General features: G+C 69.1%; 12 protein-coding genes and 2 riboswitches. Of the genes, 11 read left to right on the top strand and 1 reads right to left on the bottom strand.

What is annotated here, in order from left to right:
- Positions 1-4: 4 nt before the first annotated feature.
- From EV646_RS03195 to EV646_RS03170, 6 genes are all read left to right on the top strand, one after another.
- Positions 5-925 (top strand): cobalamin biosynthesis protein, encoded by a 921-nt coding sequence (locus tag EV646_RS03195; RefSeq protein WP_241995199.1) that lies wholly within the window; start codon positions 5-7, stop codon positions 923-925.
- Positions 926-927: 2 nt separating this feature from the next.
- On the top strand, positions 928-1,608 hold the full coding sequence (locus EV646_RS03190) for a histidine phosphatase family protein (RefSeq protein ID WP_132143677.1): 681 nt from the start codon (positions 928-930) through the stop codon (positions 1,606-1,608).
- A 120-nt stretch (positions 1,609-1,728) separates the two neighbouring features.
- Positions 1,729-2,706, top strand: a complete 978-nt coding sequence (locus tag EV646_RS03185) for a DUF3500 domain-containing protein (protein WP_132143675.1) — start codon at positions 1,729-1,731, stop codon at positions 2,704-2,706.
- A gap of 14 nt (positions 2,707-2,720) precedes the next feature.
- A riboswitch (cobalamin riboswitch) is annotated at positions 2,721-2,855 on the top strand.
- 34 nt (positions 2,856-2,889) lie between these two features.
- Entirely contained in the window at positions 2,890-6,618 is a 3,729-nt protein-coding gene (gene cobN / locus EV646_RS03180) for a cobaltochelatase subunit CobN (RefSeq protein ID WP_132143673.1), read from the top strand.
- Positions 6,619-6,630: 12 nt separating this feature from the next.
- Positions 6,631-7,395 carry a 5'/3'-nucleotidase SurE gene (gene surE, locus EV646_RS03175; protein ID WP_132143671.1) on the top strand — a complete coding sequence of 255 codons (765 nt, stop codon included), beginning with the start codon at positions 6,631-6,633 and terminating at the stop codon, positions 7,393-7,395.
- 114 nt (positions 7,396-7,509) lie between these two features.
- Positions 7,510-7,779 (top strand): hypothetical protein, encoded by a 270-nt coding sequence (locus tag EV646_RS03170; protein WP_132143669.1) that lies wholly within the window; start codon positions 7,510-7,512, stop codon positions 7,777-7,779.
- Here the strand turns inward: EV646_RS03170 and EV646_RS40540 are convergent.
- Positions 7,773-10,730: a helix-turn-helix transcriptional regulator gene (locus EV646_RS40540; protein ID WP_132143667.1), complete on the bottom strand. Its 2,958-nt coding sequence runs from the start codon at positions 10,728-10,730 to the stop codon at positions 7,773-7,775. The genes EV646_RS03170 and EV646_RS40540 overlap by 7 nt on opposite strands.
- A 150-nt stretch (positions 10,731-10,880) precedes the next feature.
- Positions 10,881-11,006, top strand: a riboswitch (cobalamin riboswitch).
- 68 nt (positions 11,007-11,074) lie between these two features.
- Here EV646_RS40540 and EV646_RS03160 point away from each other — a divergent pair.
- From EV646_RS03160 to EV646_RS03140, 5 genes are read left to right on the top strand one after another with little or no spacing between them, the layout of a single operon-like run.
- Entirely contained in the window at positions 11,075-13,099 is a 2,025-nt protein-coding gene (locus EV646_RS03160; RefSeq protein WP_132143665.1) for a putative cobaltochelatase, read from the top strand.
- Positions 13,099-13,713 (top strand): cob(I)yrinic acid a,c-diamide adenosyltransferase, encoded by a 615-nt coding sequence (gene cobO / locus EV646_RS03155; protein WP_132143663.1) that lies wholly within the window; start codon positions 13,099-13,101, stop codon positions 13,711-13,713. The genes EV646_RS03160 and cobO overlap by 1 nt, the downstream gene beginning before the upstream one ends.
- Entirely contained in the window at positions 13,710-15,062 is a 1,353-nt protein-coding gene (locus EV646_RS03150) for a cobyrinic acid a,c-diamide synthase CobB (protein ID WP_132143661.1), read from the top strand. Before cobO ends, EV646_RS03150 begins: the two co-directional genes overlap by 4 nt.
- On the top strand, positions 15,059-16,417 hold the full coding sequence (gene bluB, locus EV646_RS03145; RefSeq protein ID WP_132143659.1) for a 5,6-dimethylbenzimidazole synthase: 1,359 nt from the start codon (positions 15,059-15,061) through the stop codon (positions 16,415-16,417). Before EV646_RS03150 ends, bluB begins: the two co-directional genes overlap by 4 nt.
- Before the next feature lie 13 nt (positions 16,418-16,430).
- Positions 16,431-17,045, top strand: a complete 615-nt coding sequence (locus EV646_RS03140; protein ID WP_241995197.1) for an LURP-one-related family protein — start codon at positions 16,431-16,433, stop codon at positions 17,043-17,045.
- The last annotated feature ends 70 nt before the right edge of the window (positions 17,046-17,115 follow it).

Raw genomic sequence — 17,115 nt, 5'->3', positions numbered from 1 at the left:
CAGGGTGTCCAGAGCTTTGGGTCTCCTCCTCGGCTTCGCCGCCGACCGCGTTCTCGGCGATCCGCGCCGGTTCCACCCGGTCGCAGGCTTCGGCCAGGTCGCATCACGCGTCGAGGCTCGCTGGTACGACGACACGCGCGCGGCCGGAGCGTCGTACACCGCAACCCTTGTCGGTACGGCGACAGTCGCCGGGCTGGCGGCCGAGCGCCTGACCAGGAATCACCCCGTCGCGCACACCCTGGTCACCGCGGCCGCGACCTGGACCGTGCTCGGCGCTCGCAGCCTGGACCGCGAGGCCGAGGCGATGGCCGGGCTGCTCGAGGAGAAGGACATTCCGGAGGCCCGTGAACGCCTGAGCCACCTCTGCGCGCGGGACGCGACCAATCTGGAAGCCGACGACCTCGCCCGCGCGACAGTGGAGTCGCTCGCCGAGAACACCTCCGACGCCTGCGTCGCACCGCTGCTCTGGGGCGGCGTACTTGGTGTACCGGGGTTGCTCGGCTACCGCGCCGCCAACACCCTCGACGCGATGGTCGGCTACAAGTCCGCGAAGTACCTCAACTTCGGCTGGGCCTCCGCCCGGCTGGACGACGTACTGAACCTGCTGCCCGCCCGAGTCTGCGCGCTGCTGACCGGGCTGGTGGCGGGGCGTCCGCGGGAAGCCATCAGCGTCTGGAAGCGCGACGCGCCCAAGCATCCCAGCCCCAACGCCGGCCCGGTCGAGGCCGCGTTCGCCGGCGCGCTCGACCTTCAGCTCGGCGGCACCAACTCGTACGGCGACTACCGGGAAGACCGCGGCACCCTCGGCGACGGACCCACCCCGACGGTCGCCGACGTACGGCGTACTGCCGCCTTGGCCCGGCGCGTCGGGCTGGCAGCCGCCGGAATCGCCGCGATCCTGGCTGTGGCAACCCGGAAGAGGTGACGATGGATCTGAGCCGGCGACCGTTGCGGATCGCCCTGATCCGTCACGCCGAGTCCGAGGCGAACCTGGACAAGACGATCTTCGAGCGCGTCCCCGACCACGCGATCCCACTCACCCCACACGGACACGAGCAGGCGGCAGCGGCGGGCAAGCGGCTCCGGGAGCTGTTCGAGAATGAGCCGGTCCGCGTGTACGTCTCGCCGTACCTGCGGGCCCACCAGACACTCGACTCGCTCGGCCTGGACGATCTGATCGGCGTACCCCGGGAGGAACCGCGGCTGCGCGAACAGGACTGGGCGAACTACCAGGACACCGAGGACATCGAGCGGCAGAAGGTACTGCGCGACTCGTACGGCCACTTCTTCTATCGCTTCACCCACGGCGAGTCCGGATCCGACGTCTATGACCGGGTCTCGACCTTCCTGGAGACGATGCATCGCGACTTCGAGACGCCCGATGCGCCGCGCAACGTGTTACTGGTGTCACACGGCCTGACCATGCGGCTGTTCTGCATGCGCTGGTTCCACTGGTCGGTCCGCTTCTTCGAGACGCTGCGGAACCCGGACAACGCGGAGACCCGGGTCCTGCTGCGGCAGCCGGATTTCCGGTACAAGCTCGACCGGCCGTTCGAACAGTGGACGCCGTACGAGCCGACCGAACGCGAGCGATCGGCCTGGTTGTAGGGATTCTGCCAGCCCGTTTTTGGCCGTACGCCCGCGTGGCCGCCACCGCGAAAGCCTGAGCGTTGAAAGCGAGCGGCGGGTAGGGTCCTGAGAAGAGGGCAACCCGACGGGAGCGATCGCATGGTGGTGGACCAGATCCGCGCGGCAACTCAGGACCTGCTGGCCGCACTGACGCCGGAGCAACTCAAGAAGATCTCGGCGCCCTTCGACACACCCGATCACCAGGTCTGGACCTACCTGCCCGGCGCTGTTCCCGGTCTGCCGCTGCACGAGTTGTCCGCGGCGCAGGAGGCCCTGGCGGTGCGCCTGCTCGAACTCGTCTACAGCGAGCGCGGCCTGGCCGATTTCCGCGGGGTGATGGTGGCCGAGATCATCGTCCGTGGTCTCAAGGATCCTCTGCAGGTCGCGGAGACCGGTGGATGGGAGGGGTCGACGGTCGGCGATCGCTACTACTTCCGTGTGCTCGGCGACCCGGCCGGGGACGAGCCCTGGGCCTGGCGGCTCAACGGCCACCACCTCGCGCTGCACGTCACGCTCGTCGACGGCGCCATCTCGTTCACCCCGCAGTTCTTCGGCTCGAACCCGGCTGAGGTCCGCACCGGCCCGAACGCCGGCCGCCGCTTCCTCGCCGCCGAGCAGGACCTCGGCTTCCAACTGCTGCACGCGCTCGAACCCGGTCAGCTGGAGATAGCCGTCGTATCGGACGAGGCGCCGGACGACATACTCACCCGGCACGACCCGGTCGCCGATCCGTCCCGTCTCCACCGGGGCCTCCCGTACGGCGACATGAACGCGGACCAGCGGCAACTCCTCAGCCTCCTCATCGGCCAGTACGTCGGACGCGCGGCCGGCCCGATCGGGTTGCAGACCTGGCAGGACATCACCGATCAGGGCATCGAGCGCCTCACCTTCGCCTGGGCCGGCCAGACCCAGCCCGGCGAGGGCCATCCGCACTACTACTCCATCGCCGGACCCACGTTCCTCGCCGAGTACGACAACACCCAGGACAACGCCAACCACATCCACTCCGTCTGGCGCGACCTCCGCAACGACTGGGGCACCGACCTCCTCGCCGCCCACTACGCCATGCACAGGTGACGGCTCCGCGGGCAGACGCGGCGGTCGGATAGAGTCGCTGGGTCAACCGACGGCATCAGCAGGAACCCGGTGAAAGTCCGGGGCGGTCCCGCCACTGTGACCCGCCACCGAGCGGGGAGTCAGGAACTGCCGCCGTCGAACCTCCGGACGGGGCGTGGACACCCCGAGGAAGGACGGTCGCCTGTGGACGAGCGCAGCGAGTTCACCGTCAAGCAGAGCCGCGCGAACCTCCTGCTGCTCTCCACCGCCGACACCGATCTGCTCGCCGCCGCCGAGGCCGACGCGGGCTGGAAGGTCGCCAACCCCGCCCGGCTCGACCTCGCCGACCTCACGCCACTACTCGATGACGCCGAGGTCGTCGTGGTCCGCCTGCTCGGCGGTCGCCGCGCCTGGGAAGAGGGCCTCGATGCCGTCCTCGCCTCGGGCAAGCCGGCCGTGGTGGTCAGCGGCGAGGCCGCGCCCGATGCCGAGCTCATGTCCCTGTCGACCGTGCCCGCCGGCGCGGTGACCGAGGCGCTCGCCTACCTGCGCGAAGGCGGCTCGGAGAACCTGCGCAACCTCGCCGGCTTCCTGCGGGACACCCTGCTGCTGACCGGGGACGCCTTTGACCCGCCGCGTGCGCTCCCGGCGTACGGCGTACGCGGTGACTTCCAGCAGGACGAGCGGCCGGTGGTCGGGATCGTCTATTACCGCGCGCACGAGATCTCCGGGAACACCGCGTTCGTCGACGCGCTGGCCGCCGCGGTCTCCGAGGCGGGTGCGCAGCCGCTTCCGGTGTACTGCGGGACACTGCGCGGACTCGATCCGACCTCGGCCGAGAACGCCGGCCTCTTCGACCTGCTCCGCAAGTGCGACGTTCTGGTCACCACTCTGCTCGCGGCCGGCGGCACCGTGGCGGCTCAAGCGAGCGCGGGCGGTTCGGACGACGCGTGGGACGCCGGTGCGCTTGCGTCGCTCGACATCCCGTTGATCCAGGGACTCGCCCTGACCTCGACTCGCGAGCAGTGGCTGGCCAGCGACGCCGCGATCAGCCCACTCGATGCTGCGACCCAGGTGGCGATCCCCGAGTTCGACGGGCGGCTGATCACGATCCCGTTCTCCTTCAAGTCGTACGACGCGGACGGCTTGGCCCGGTATGCGCCGGACCCGGAGCGATGCGCGCGGCTGGCCGGGATCGCGGTCGCGCATGCCCGTCTCCGCCACGTGCCCGCTGCGGACAAGCGGCTGGCGCTCGTGTTGTCGTCGTACCCGACTAAGCATGCGCGGATCGGGAACGCGGTCGGCCTGGATACGCCGGCCTCGGCGGTGGTTCTGCTCGGTCAGTTGCAGGAAGCCGGCTACGACCTCGGCGGTCTGGATCTCAGCGAGTTGCAGGGGCCGGATGGTGCCGACGGGTTGATCCACCGGCTGATCGCGGCTGGTGGTCACGATGTCGACTGGCTGACCGACGAGCAGTTGGCGAACGCGGTCGCGAAGGTCCCGCTGTCGGTTTATTCGCAATGGTTCGGGCGGGTCCCGGAATCGTTGCGCGAGGCAATGACCGGGGCGTGGGGTGAGGCGCCGGGTGAGCTGTACGTCGACACATCCGGAGACGAGCCGGCGATCGCGCTGGCCGCGCTGCGGTTCGGGAACGTCGTACTGATGATCCAGCCGCCGCGCGGGTTCGGGGAGAACCCGGTGGCGATCTATCACGACCCGGACATGGCGCCGTCGCATCACTACCTGACCGCGTATCGCTGGCTGGAGGCTGCGCCGTCAGATGGTGGTTTCGGGGCGCACGCCGTCGTACATCTGGGGAAGCATGGGACGCTTGAATGGCTGCCAGGTAAGGGCATCGGGATGGCGGCTGACTGTGCGCCGGACGCCGTACTCGGGAACCTGCCGATGGTCTACCCGTTCATCGTCAACGACCCCGGTGAAGGTACGCAGGCCAAGCGGCGGGCGCACGCGACTGTCGTCGACCACCTGGTGCCGCCGATGGCCAGAGCTGAGACGTATGGCGACATGGCCAAGCTGGAGTATCTGCTCGACGAGTACGCGACCGTGCAGGCGCTGGACCCGGACAAGGTGCCGACGCTGCGGGCGCAGATCTGGACGCTGATCCAGGCCGCGCAACTGCATCACGATCTGCACACGTCCGAGAAGCCTGAGGACGAGGCCTTCGACGAGTTCGTGCTGCATCTCGACGGCTACCTGTGCGAGATCAAGGACGTGCAGATCCGCGACGGTCTGCACATCCTCGGTGGTGTGCCGGCCGGCGAAGCCCGCATCAACCTGGTGCTCGCCGTACTGCGGGCTCGTCAGCTGTGGGGCGGTTCGTATTCGATCCCTGGGCTGCGGACCGCGCTGGGGGAGACGTTCGGTGTCGACGAGGCGGCCTTGCTGGCAGGTCACGTGGGGGATCTGAAGGACCTGGCGACGTTGGCGGATTTGCCGGCGGTGACCGCTGCCGATGGCGTCGACCTGCTCGAGGCGGTCGCGCGGAAGCTCGTCGTCGGGATGGAGACGCTGAGCTGGGACGCGGCGAAGGTCCCGGTCGTGGTGGCTGAGGTGCTCGGGCGGTCATCCGCTGGGGTCGAGGCGTCGCTGAGCTTCGCCGCGCTTGAAGTCGTGCCGCGGCTCGCGCGGACCGGCGACGAGCTGACGAACGTACTGCGCGCGTTGGACGGCCGCTTCGTCGAGGCTGGGCCGTCGGGTTCACCGACCCGCGGTCTGGTGAACGTGCTGCCGACCGGCCGGAACTTCTACGCCGTCGACCCGAAGGCGATCCCGAGCCGCAACGCCTGGGATGTCGGTGTCGCCCTCGCCGACTCGCTGTTGGCTCGCCACAAGGCCGAGACAGGGGAGTGGCCGCGGTCGGTTGGGCTGACAGTGTGGGGTACGTCGGCGATGCGTACCCAGGGCGACGACCTGGCCGAGGTGTTGTGGCTGCTCGGCTGCCGCCCGGTATGGGACGAGGCGTCCCGCCGGGTGACCGGGTTCGAGGTGGTGTCGGTCGAGGAACTCGGCCGGCCGCGGATCGACGTGACCGTGCGGATCTCGGGCTTCTTCCGGGACGCCTTCCCGCATGTGGTGGCCCTGCTTGACGAGGCCGTGCGTACGGTCGCCGCGTTGGATGAACCTGGCAACTATCTGCGCGAACACGTTCAGGCTGATGTTGCGGCAGGCAACGACGCCCGGTCGTCGACGGCCCGGATCTTCGGCTCCAAGCCCGGCTCGTACGGCGCCGGGCTGCTGCCGCTGGTGGACGCGCGCAACTGGCGGACGGACGCGGAGCTGGCCGAGGTGTACGCGGTCTGGGGTGGCTACGCGTACGGCAAGGACCTCGACGGAGCCGAGGCGCGCGGGTCGATGGAACGCGCGTACGCCCGGATCCAGGTGGCGGCGAAGAACGCGGATACCCGGGAGCACGACATCATGGACTCCGACGACTACTTCCAGTACCACGGCGGCATGATCGCGATGGTCCGCCACCTGACCGGTTCGAACCCCAAGGCGTACGTCGGGGATTCCGCCGTGCCGGCGCAGGTCAAGACGCGGACGCTCGAGGAGGAGACCAAGCGGGTCTTCCGGGCCCGGGTGGTGAACCCGCGCTGGATGGCGGCGATGCGGCGGCACGGGTACAAGGGCGCCTTCGAGATGGCGGCGACGGTCGACTACCTCTTCGGGTACGACGCGACCGCGGGTGTGGTCGACGACTGGATGTACGAGACGCTCACCACGGAGTACGTCGCCGATCCGGAGATGGCGGAGTTCTTCCGCAAGTCCAACCCGTGGGCACGCCACGGGATCGCCGAGCGACTGCTTGAAGCGGCGCAACGCGGCCTGTGGTCTGCGCCTTCCGACGAAGCACTTGAGACGCTACGGAACGCTGTGCTTGAGACGGAGGGTGACATCGAGGACCGCGGCTGATTGGGTAGCAACATGGCGCCCGAGCAGCTGAGAGTCCTGATCACCAACGACGACGGCTACCAGGCTCCGGGGATCCGGGCGCTCGCACCGGCGATCGCCGAGCTCGGGTACGACGTCCTGGTCGTCGCACCGCTGGACGATCAGAGCGGCGTCGGCTCCGCGCGGGCCGGGATGGTCGGCCGCCCGATCCGGACTGCGACCGAGGATTTCGGCGGGATCACCTACACAGGCATCGACGGTACGCCGGCCCTCGCGGTGACGCTGGCGTCCGTCGGGGCGTTCGGGGCAGCGCCCGACCTGGTCGTCTCCGGCATCAACCGCGGCCACAACGTCGGCGTACCGATCTTCCACTCCGGCACCGTCGCCGCGGCCCTCACCGCAGCCGGCCAAGGCACCTCGGCCGTTGCCGTCAGCATCGACTCCGAGGACCCTTCTTATTGGGGCACCGCCGCCACGGTCGCCGGCGAAGCCCTCACCTGGATCGTGCCGGAGCCGACCGGAACAGTCCTGACCATCAACGTCCCAGACCGCCCACTCGATCAATTGGCCGGCGTCCGCCACGCCTCGCTGGCCCCGATCAAACGCTCCCGCATCGTCGGCACCACCGCCCCGACCGGCGAACCCATGATCGAACTCGAACCACCCGCCGCCAACCCAGTCGCCGACTCCGACGAAGTCCTCCTGTCGTCCGGTTTCGTCACTGTGACCCCGATCATCGGCATCCGCGAGGTCAACGACGACTCCGCCGCCACCGCCCTCGCCAAACGCCTCCGCTGAAGCCCGCCATCTAAGGGGGTACGCCGCGAATCTGAGGGGGAGCGCCTCATGTGGTGGTCGCGGACCTCGACGCACGGTGGATGCAGACGGCGATCCCCGCCGTGAGGAGGAATCATGAAGCACATTTGTACACTCGTGGCCTTGCCCATCCTGACCTGTGGGGTCGTCATGGCCGTGTCCGACTCGGCCTCGGCGAAAGAACCTCCTCCGGACGGGTCCGTTGGGCCGGGTGTCGTGGTCGTCCACGACCCGGGTCCGACGGTCCAGGTCGACGACAACGTCGCCGAAGGACTGCAAGCAGGAGCAGCCGCCCTCGGTGGGGCCGGCATCACCATGGCAGCTCTCTGGGCCTATCGGCGTCGCCATCCACTCGGCGCTCACTGATCCGGAAGCAGCCGCCGTTCGGCCAGGGCGGCGGCCGCCACCCGGCTCGTGGTGCCGGTCTTCCGAAGGATGTTCGAGACATGGACGCTGACCGTCTTGTCACTGATGAAGAGCTCCTTCGCGATCTCACCGTTGGACCGGCCCGCCACCAGGAAAGCCAGCACCTCCCGCTCGCGGTCGGTGAGTGCCGCCAGCCGAGGGTCGTCGGCCACCGGAGCGACCGGAATTGGCGTACGGAGATCGATCTTCGCCCGCCGGGCCAGCGATTCCACATCGTTCTGCAAGGGCCGCGCACCGAGTTCGACCGCGCAGTGATGCGCCTTACGCAGGAGATCGCGCGCTTTCGACGGGGTCCAGCCGCCGGTCAGGCCTGCCTCAGCGCAGCGCCACTGGGCAACCGCCTGGTCCCAGCGATTTCCAGCGACACCGCAGGCTTCGACGGCGCGGTGCCAGTGCGAGGTTTGATCGGGAGCATTCCGGCAGCGGGCGAGCTCGGCCGCGAGGCGCGACCGATTCATGGCTTGCACGTCCATGCCACCCAAGGCGTGGACGAAAGGCTCCCATGGCCATTCGCCGATGACTTTCTCGACCGTTTCCACTGTCGCGGACGCGACGCCCTCATCACCCCTGTCCCGAGCGGAACCGGCGGTCTCGGCCGCTGCCCGGGCGTAGACCGGGAGCACCCCATCGTCTTCCGCCTCAGGATGATCCGGAACGAGCAGACGTGGGCGGGCCCAGGTCATGGCGTCCGCGGCTCTGCCTTCGGCGATCAGCAGCTCGATGCCCGCGCCGGTCACGACTGGACGAAGCGGGTTGAAGTCGTGGGAGATCAATTCCAACGCCCGGTCGAAGTGCTGCCGTGCCTCCTCCGTCCGTCCGGACCTCACGGCCAGCAGGCTTGCGGTCAGCCTGACACCTGCTCCTGGGATGCCGGTGCAGCGTGCGGCCAACGCCGACCGCAGTATCGCGCGGCACTCCTCCCAGCGGCCGAGGTCGATCAGCTCACTGGCGGTCTGGAAGGCGAGGAAGTAGGCCCAGGCGCCCGCGCCGGCGGTGACGGCGTCGTCGTAAGCCGCGTGGGTGACGTCCACGGCGTCGGCTCGCCGGCCGAGCGCGTGGAGGGCGTTGAAGCGCCAGATGGCGGCGTTCGTGGCGGTGTCCACATCTCCACACGACCGCGCCAACTGCTCCGACAATTCCACGTCGGCGAGCGAAGCCAGGGGCGCCGGATAGTCCGATACGGCCGCGCGTGCTCCGAGAGCTCGCCCGAGGGCCTGCTTCGAGCCGGACCTGCGTGCAATCCGGACGGCCTCCTCAGCGTGGACCGAGTCCTCCGGCAGGCCGTGCAGCGACTCGAGCTCAGCAAGCTCGGCGAACGCGACGGCGCGCTCCGCAGCATCGGGGAAATCCTCGGTCAGCGCGATCGCCTCGAGGATCTCGGCGACGTCAGCAATGCCCGGCGACGTCAATTGCCAGCGGGAGTCCGCCCTCGTGACGAGCAGATCGCAGGCCAGCAGCGGTTCCTGCTGCCTGTCGACCAGACTCAGCGCCTGCGTGAGGAGCGTCATCACCATGTCGGGCCAGCCGGCCCTGAGACCGACTGCCGCCGTCCGTCGCAGCAGGTCTATCCTCTCCTCTCGCGTTCCGCGGACAGCCGGTGACACCGTCTCCCAGAGAGCACAAGCTCGGCGGAGCTGGATTGCTTCCTCGGCCGGAGCCCGCAGACCCGCCGCCTGGTCCGCGGCGACGAGCGACCAGCGGTAGGTCGCGTCGATGTTCCCGGCCTTCTCGTGGTGGACCGCCAGGTCGGCGGCCGGCGCGTCGGTCACGCCGGGCGCGTCGAGTACGCGGATGTAGTCGGCGTGTAGCTCCGCCGCCTGGGCTGGTGGCAGGCCGTCGTACAGGACCTCGGCCAGTAGCGGGTGACGGAACCACCAGATGTCGCCACCTGCTCTGGTGACAACGCCGCGGTTCTGAGCCTCTGACAGGCATGGGACGATCACGGCCCCCTCGAGTCCGACCGCGGACGCGACCTCAGTCAGTACGGCGGAGGATGTCGGGCGGCCGCCGACGGCGAGGATTCTGGTGACCAGGCGGGCCTGTTCGGACAGGCTGTGCCAGGCCGCGAGCAGGGCCTCGCGGAGTGCGGCCGGGACAGTCATGGGGAGCGCATGCTCCGTGCCCGTGAGGTCGCGGACCATCAGTTCGATCAAGTAGGGGCTGCCGTCCGACCTGGCCAGCACCTCGCTGACGAGCTCGATGTCAGGTGGTTTGCCGAGCAGCCCTTCGATCTGGCAACTGACCGCATCGAAATCCAACGGATTCAACGTGATTTCGCTGAACAACGGCATCCGCCGCATATCTGCCAGCCAGCCGTGCAGCGGATGCCCCTCAGGTCGTTCCTCGGTCCGGCACGTCGCGATCAGTACCAGTGGCTGGTCCCGGAATCCGGCAATCAGGTACGACAAGACATCGAGGGACGCGACATCGGCCCACTGCAGGTCATCGACAACCACCACTGTCGGCCGCCGCACCGCAATCCGGTTCACCACCAGATCAACCAGCACCGGCAACCGAGTCGTATCGCCCGCACCAGTCGCATCGCCGCTGAGGCTGCCGAGCGAGGGCAGTAAGGTGGCCAGTCCGTCTGTCCCGGCGAGGATCTCGGCCCTCTCGTCGGCATCGGCCCGGGCCAGCCAGTCCTGCAGGATCCCGGTGATCGGCGCGAACGGAACCGAAGCACCACCGAAGTGCACACATGAGGCCCAGAGTGCGTTCACCCGCGGATCCGCGCAGACCTCACGCGCCAGCCGGGTCTTGCCGATGCCCGCCTCACCATGAATGACCACCGCACCCGGCACCCCGCCCACGGGACCCCGCACAACATCGCCAAGCAGCCGCCGCTCGGCATCCCGCCCAGCAAATCGATGATCGGCCCGAAGACCCCCCATAGGAGCCCAGTCAACACCCTCAACCGCCCCAACGGCAGACCCGTCATACACACCCTCATCGCCTCGGCGCGTGTTGCCGGCCACCCTGCGTTCACAGGTGGCGGGGTGGGTGGTGTGAACCTGGTCGCTGAAGGCGGGGGCGAGGTGTGCAATTATCGGGCGGACGGTTGTGGAGGAACCCGGTGTGAGTCCGGGGCGGTCCCGCCACTGTGACCGGGCCAGCTGGAGTTGTTACGGCCCGGAAGCCAGGACATCTGCAGTCGTCCGTCGGCCTGCGAGCACCGTGGGTACGGCGTACCAGCCGTAGCGGGCGTGGACACCCGCTCGACGAAGGGACCCCGCCGATGCGGCCTGCAGTTCAGAGCTTCCCGTTCACCGCCGTGGTCGGCATGGAAGATCTCCAACTGGCGCTGATCCTGTCCGCCATCTCACCCGCCATCGGCGGCGTCCTGATCCGCGGCGAGAAGGGCACCGCTAAGTCCACCGCCGTCCGGGCGCTGACCGAGATCCTCCCGCCGGTGGACGTCGTAGCCGGGTGCCGCTTCTCCTGCGACCCCGACGACCCTGAGCCGACCTGTCCCGACGGCTCACATCACGGGGAGCGTGCCCTCCGCCCCGCCCGGCTGGTCGAGCTGCCGGTGGGTGCGACCGAAGACCGCGTGCTTGGCTCACTGCACCTGGAAAAGGCCCTCGCCGAGGGCATCACGGCGTACGAACCAGGTCTGCTGGCTGCCGCGCATCGTGGCCTGTTGTACGTCGACGAGGTCAACCTGCTGCACGATCACCTGGTCGACGTCCTGCTCGACGCCGCCGCGATGGGCCGCGCGACCGTCGAGCGTGACGGCGTCTCCGTCACCCACCCGGCCCGGTTCGTCCTCGTCGGCACCATGAACCCGGAGGAGGGCGAGCTCCGGCCGCAGTTGCTCGACCGCTTCGGCCTCACCGTCGACGTCGTCGCCAGCCGCGATCCCGCCGTACGCGTCGAGGTGATGCGCGCCCGCCTGGCCTACGAGGCCGACCCTTCGAGCTTCATCAGCCGGTACGACGGTGCGCAGCGCGAGCTGGCCGAGCGCATCGTGAAGGCGCGCGACCTGCTGTCTCAGGTCATCCTCACCGACGCCGCGCTCCGCCAGATCGCCGAGATCTGCGCGTCCTTCGACGTCGACGGCATGCGCGCCGACCTGGTAACCGCTCGTACGGCGGTCGCGCACGCGGCCTGGTCCGGTCGCACGGTCGTCGAGGTGGACGACGTACGCGCGGCCGCGAAGCTCGCCCTCCCACACCGCCGTCGGCGCAACCCGTTCGACGCGCCCGGCCTCGACGACGAGCAACTCGAAGAGGCGATCAACAACAGCACGCCTCCACCGGACCCCGATGACGACCCAGATGGACCGGGTGGGGGCAGTCCCGATTCTGGTGGCGATGAGCCGGATGGCGCCGATCCGGCCGGTCCCGACGCAGGCAGCTCGACCGATCCCGCCGACGGCGCCGAATCTGACCCCGCCGGCCCCGACGCGTCGGCGAACAAGCGCCCGGTGCCCGAAGGTGAGGTCGTCGGCAGTTCCGAGCCCTACAAGGCCCGTCTGCTGAGCGTCCAGTCCGCCGGTGCCGGCGTCGCCGGCCGCCGCTCACGAGCGATCACCGATGTCGGCCGGGTCGTCGGCGACCGTCCCCGCGCAGGGCGCTCGGGCCGCCCGCACCTGCTGGCGACTCTTAAGGCTGCCGCGCCTCATCAGCACAGCCGAGGTCGCTCGGGCCCGGGTCTCGCCGTACGAACGTCCGACGTGCGGCTCGCCGTACGTGAAGGCCGTGAAGGCAACCTCGTCCTGTTCTGCGTCGACGCGTCCGGCTCGATGGGCACCAAGAAGCGGATGGGTGAGGTGAAGACGGCCATCGTCTCGCTCCTCCTCGACGCGTACCAGCGCCGCGACACCGTCGGCCTCGTCACCTTCGCCGGCGCTGACGCGACGGTCGCGTTGCCACCTACCGGCAGCGTCGAGACCGCCGTACGACGTCTCGAGTCGCTCCCCACCGGTGGTCGAACCCCGCTCGCTGAGGGTCTCCTCCAAACAGCAGAAGTACTGCGGATCGCCGCGATCCGCGACCCGCGGAGACGGCCGCTCCTCGTCCTCGTCACCGACGGGCGCGCGACCCACGGGGACAATGCGTTCGCCCGCGCCAAGCAGGCGGCCGGATGGCTTGCCCAGCAAGGGATCGCCACCGTCGTGGTCGACTGCGAACCGCGCCGCGGAGTCCGGCTGGGGCTGGCCGCGGAGCTCGCCGCTGCGATGTCGGCGGAGTACCTCGATCTCGGTGAAGTTGCCGCTGGCAACCTCATCCGGACCGTCACCGAGCGGAGGGCGGCCTGATGCCGAAGGGGCAGCCGAGCGTCGTCCCGCAGGACGGACTGACCACCCGGCAGCGGCGGAACCGGCCGTTGCTGATGGTGCACACCGGTGAGATGAAGGGGAAGTCGACGGCCGCCTTCGGGATGGCGCTGCGCGGCTGGAACCAAGGCTGGAACATCGGCGTCTTCCAGTTCGTCAAAAGCGCGAAATGGAAGGTCGGCGAGGAGAGCGCCTTCAAGGCCCTGGGGCAGTTGCATGAGGCAACAGGTCAGGGCGGCCCGGTCGAGTGGCACAAGATGGGCGAGGGCTGGAGCTGGTCGCGTAAGGCCGGCACCGAGGAGGACCACGCCGCCGACGCGCTCGAGGGCTGGCGCGAGATCCAGCGCCGGATCCAGGCCGAGACACACGACCTGTATGTGCTGGACGAATTCACGTACCCGATGAAGTGGGGCTGGGTCGACGTCGACGAGGTAGTCGAGACACTGACGAATCGGCCAGGTCACCAGTACGTCGTCATCACCGGCCGCAACGCCGATCAGCGCCTGCTCGACGCGGCCGACCTGGTCACCGAGATGACGAAGGTCAAGCACCCGATGGACGCCGGCCAGAAGGGCCAGAAAGGCATCGAGTGGTGATCCCGCGCCTGGTGATCGCCGCCCCCGCCTCGGGAGCCGGGAAGACAACTGTCGCCGTCGGTCTGATGGCGGCGCTCCGGCAAGCCGGGCACACGGTCGCGGGCTTCAAGGTCGGCCCCGACTACATCGACCCTGGCTTCCACGCCGTCGCGACCGGTCGGCCCGGGCGAAACCTCGACCCTATGCTGCAAGGCGAAGAACGCGTCGCGCCGCTGTTCGCGCACGGCTTAGTAGGCGCGGACCTGGCCGTGATCGAAGGCGTGATGGGCCTGTACGACGGCGCCCTCGGCACCGAAGGCTTCGCCTCCACCGCGCATGTCGCCAAGTTGCTGAAGGCACCCGTCGTCTTGGTCGTCGACGCCTCTGCGGCCGGTCGCAGTGTCGGTGCCGTGGTCAACGGCTTCGTTGCCTTCGACACCGAGGTCCGGATCGTCGGGGTGATCCTGAACAAGGTCGGCTCGGACCGCCACGAGGCCGAGGTGCGAGCCGGTGTCGCGCCGACCGGCGTACCGGTCCTCGGCGTACTGCGGCGGGACACGCGGCTCAGCGTGCCCAGCCGGCACCTAGGTCTGGTGCCGGCTGACGAACAGCGAGAACAAGCCTCAGCTGCGGTCGAAGCGGCCGCCGAACTCGTCCGCCAGGGTGTCGACCTGGAAGCCTTCGTTGCCGCCGCCCGGACGGCGCCCCCGCTGGATGCCGAGGCCTGGGATCCCGCCGCCGAAGTGGTGCCCGCCGAGGAAGGGCGTCCCGTGATTGCCGTTGCCGGCGGCCCGGTCTTCTCATTCCGCTACACCGAGACGGCCGAGCTGCTCGTTGCCGCCGGCGCCGATGTCGTTGCCTTCGACCCCCTGCACGATCCATTGCCGGAAGCAACCTCGGCGCTCTACCTCGGCGGCGGCTTCCCCGAACTGCACGCCGAGGCGTTGTCCGCGAACGTCGAGCTCCGCCGTCAGGTGGCGACCGAGGTGGCGGCAGGTCTTCCCGTCATCGCCGAATGCGCCGGCCTGCTGTACCTCTGCCGCGAACTCGACGGCCACCCGATGACCGGCGTACTCCCCGCCACGGCCCGGATGACCAGCCGCCTGACGCTGGGCTACCGTACGGCGATCGCCGCGACCACGACCGCGTTCTTCGACGAAGGCCGCCGCGTCCGCGGCCACGAGTTCCACCGTACGACGGTCGACGTCGCCGCTGAGGTGAATCCGGCGTGGCACCTCCCGGGTGGAGTCGAAGGAATCGCTCAGCCGCGTGTGCATGCGTCGTACCTGCATCTGCACTGGACGGCGAGTCCGGATGTCCCAGCCCGCTTCGTCGCCGCGGCGCGCGTCCATGCGGGGCTGGAGAAGTGAATCTGGTCGTCGGTGTCGGGCTGCGCGGCGGCACGTCGTACCGGGAACTGCGCGACTTGGTGAACGACGTGGTGGCCGAGGCGGGCGGGGGAGTCGTGCGCGTGGTGGTCACGGTGGAAGGCCGTGAGGCTGAGCCGGGCTTGCAACGGCTGGCGGCCGCTTTAGGCGCCGAACTCCACACTGTGCCCGCTGCGGAGTTGTCCCGCCTGCCCGCGCCGACTCCGAGTGAGCAGGTCGAGCTGCTGGCCGGCACTCCAAGCGTTGCGGAGGCAGCTGTCCTCGTGGCGGGTGCTGATCTGCTGGTGCCGAAGCGCCGCTCGCCGAATGCAACCGCGGCCGTCGGTCGGCTGCCTGCACCGGCTTACACAGCGGGAGAGCGGGAGGTAGTGCACCGGGTGCTCGCCGAGCGGCGTGACGTGCGCAGGGGGTTCATCGACCGGCCGATCGACGACGACCTGCTGATGAGGGTGCTGGAGTCCGCACACCGTGCACCGAGTGTGGGGCTCAGCCAGCCGTGGGATTTCCTGCTGATCCGCGACATCGCCACGCGGCGGAAGGTGCATGACCTCGCCACTGCGCAGCGGGACGCTTTCGCCGCGTCGCTGCCGCCGGATCGGCGGCAGGCGTTCGACGGGCTGAAGATCGAGGCCATCCTCGACACTCCACTGAACATCGCGGTGACCTGCGACCCCGGCCGCGGCGGAAGGCACGTGCTGGGCCGTCACGCCGATCCACGGACCACCTGGTTCTCGGCGGCCATCGCCATCCAGAACCTTTGGCTTGCCGCACGCGCCGAAGGGCTCGGCGTCGGCTGGGTCTCCTTCTTCGAACCGGGCGAAGTCGCGGCGGTACTGGACCTGCCGGCTCACATAGAGCTCGTCGGCTACCTCTGCGTCGGGCATGTGGAGGAGTTCGCACCTGCACCTGAGCTGGTCCGATCAGGCTGGGCTGCGAGGCGACCACTCGCGTGGGCCGTTCACTACGACCAGTGGGGTCAGCGAGGCACCACGTCGATCGAGGACGACGCAGCACAGGCTGGAAAGGCTCAAGCTGTCGGCAAGCAGAGTGTGCGAGTTGTTGTCGGCGGCGACGCAGCAGAGCACCTGGAGCTAGCGGACGCACTCGTCGTACACCTGGGGTCTGAGAAGCCGGTCGCAGACTTCGGGGTGCTCTGGCGGCCCGCGCGTACGCCGGTGGAAGCGGTAGAGCTCGGTGTGGAGGTTGCCCGGGACCTGGCGCTGCAGGGGGTCGGGGAACTCGTCGTACAGGTAGTGGAGCAGTCGGAGTTGGCTGACGGACTGGCACGAGGGCTACGGGCGGGCGCACTTGCGTGTGGAGTGGCCTGGTCGGGGTGACAGACTCGGCCGCATGACCGTTCCACCAGAAGGCCCAGCGCCCATGTACGTGCCCGCGTTCTCGATGAAGCAGCGGGTCACCCTCATGGCGAACAAGTACGAACTGATCGCCACCAACCCGGACGGCTCCGACGGCGCGCTGCTGGCGTTCGCGCAGCAGAAGCGGATGGCGTTCAAGGAGCAGGTCACCTTCTACACCGACGACACCAAGTCGCAGCCGGTGTTCTCGTTCAAGGCCCGCAAGGCGATCGACCTCGGCTCCGGGTACGACGTGTTCGACGCGAACGCGCAGCCGATCGGCTGGTTCAAGAAGGAGTTCGGCAAGAGCCTGCTGCGGTCCAGCTGGCTCCTGTCGAGCGGCCACCTGCACGCGGCCGGCACCGAGCGGAACGCGACGATCGCGATCGTCCGCCGGGTCTGGGAGTTCGTCCCGTTCGTCGGCGAGATCCCGCTGCCGTTCATCTTCCACTTCGACTTCACCGACCACGAAACCTCCCAGCCGGTACTGTCGGTGGAGCGCAAGATCTCGGTCCGTGACCGCTACCGGATCACCGTCCAGGACCAGCGCCTCGACTTCCGTGTCGCGGCGGCGATGACCGTCGCCTTGGACGCCCTGCAGAGCCGCTGACGAGCGACCCCAGTCGGTACCACGGAGGCCCGCCGTACGACTCTCGTCGTACGGCGGGTCACTCTTTTGG

It is taken from the genome of Kribbella antiqua (assembly GCF_004345665.1).
Lineage (GTDB): Bacteria > Actinomycetota > Actinomycetes > Propionibacteriales > Kribbellaceae > Kribbella > Kribbella antiqua.
This window is presented reverse-complemented; position numbering and strand designations above follow the sequence as displayed.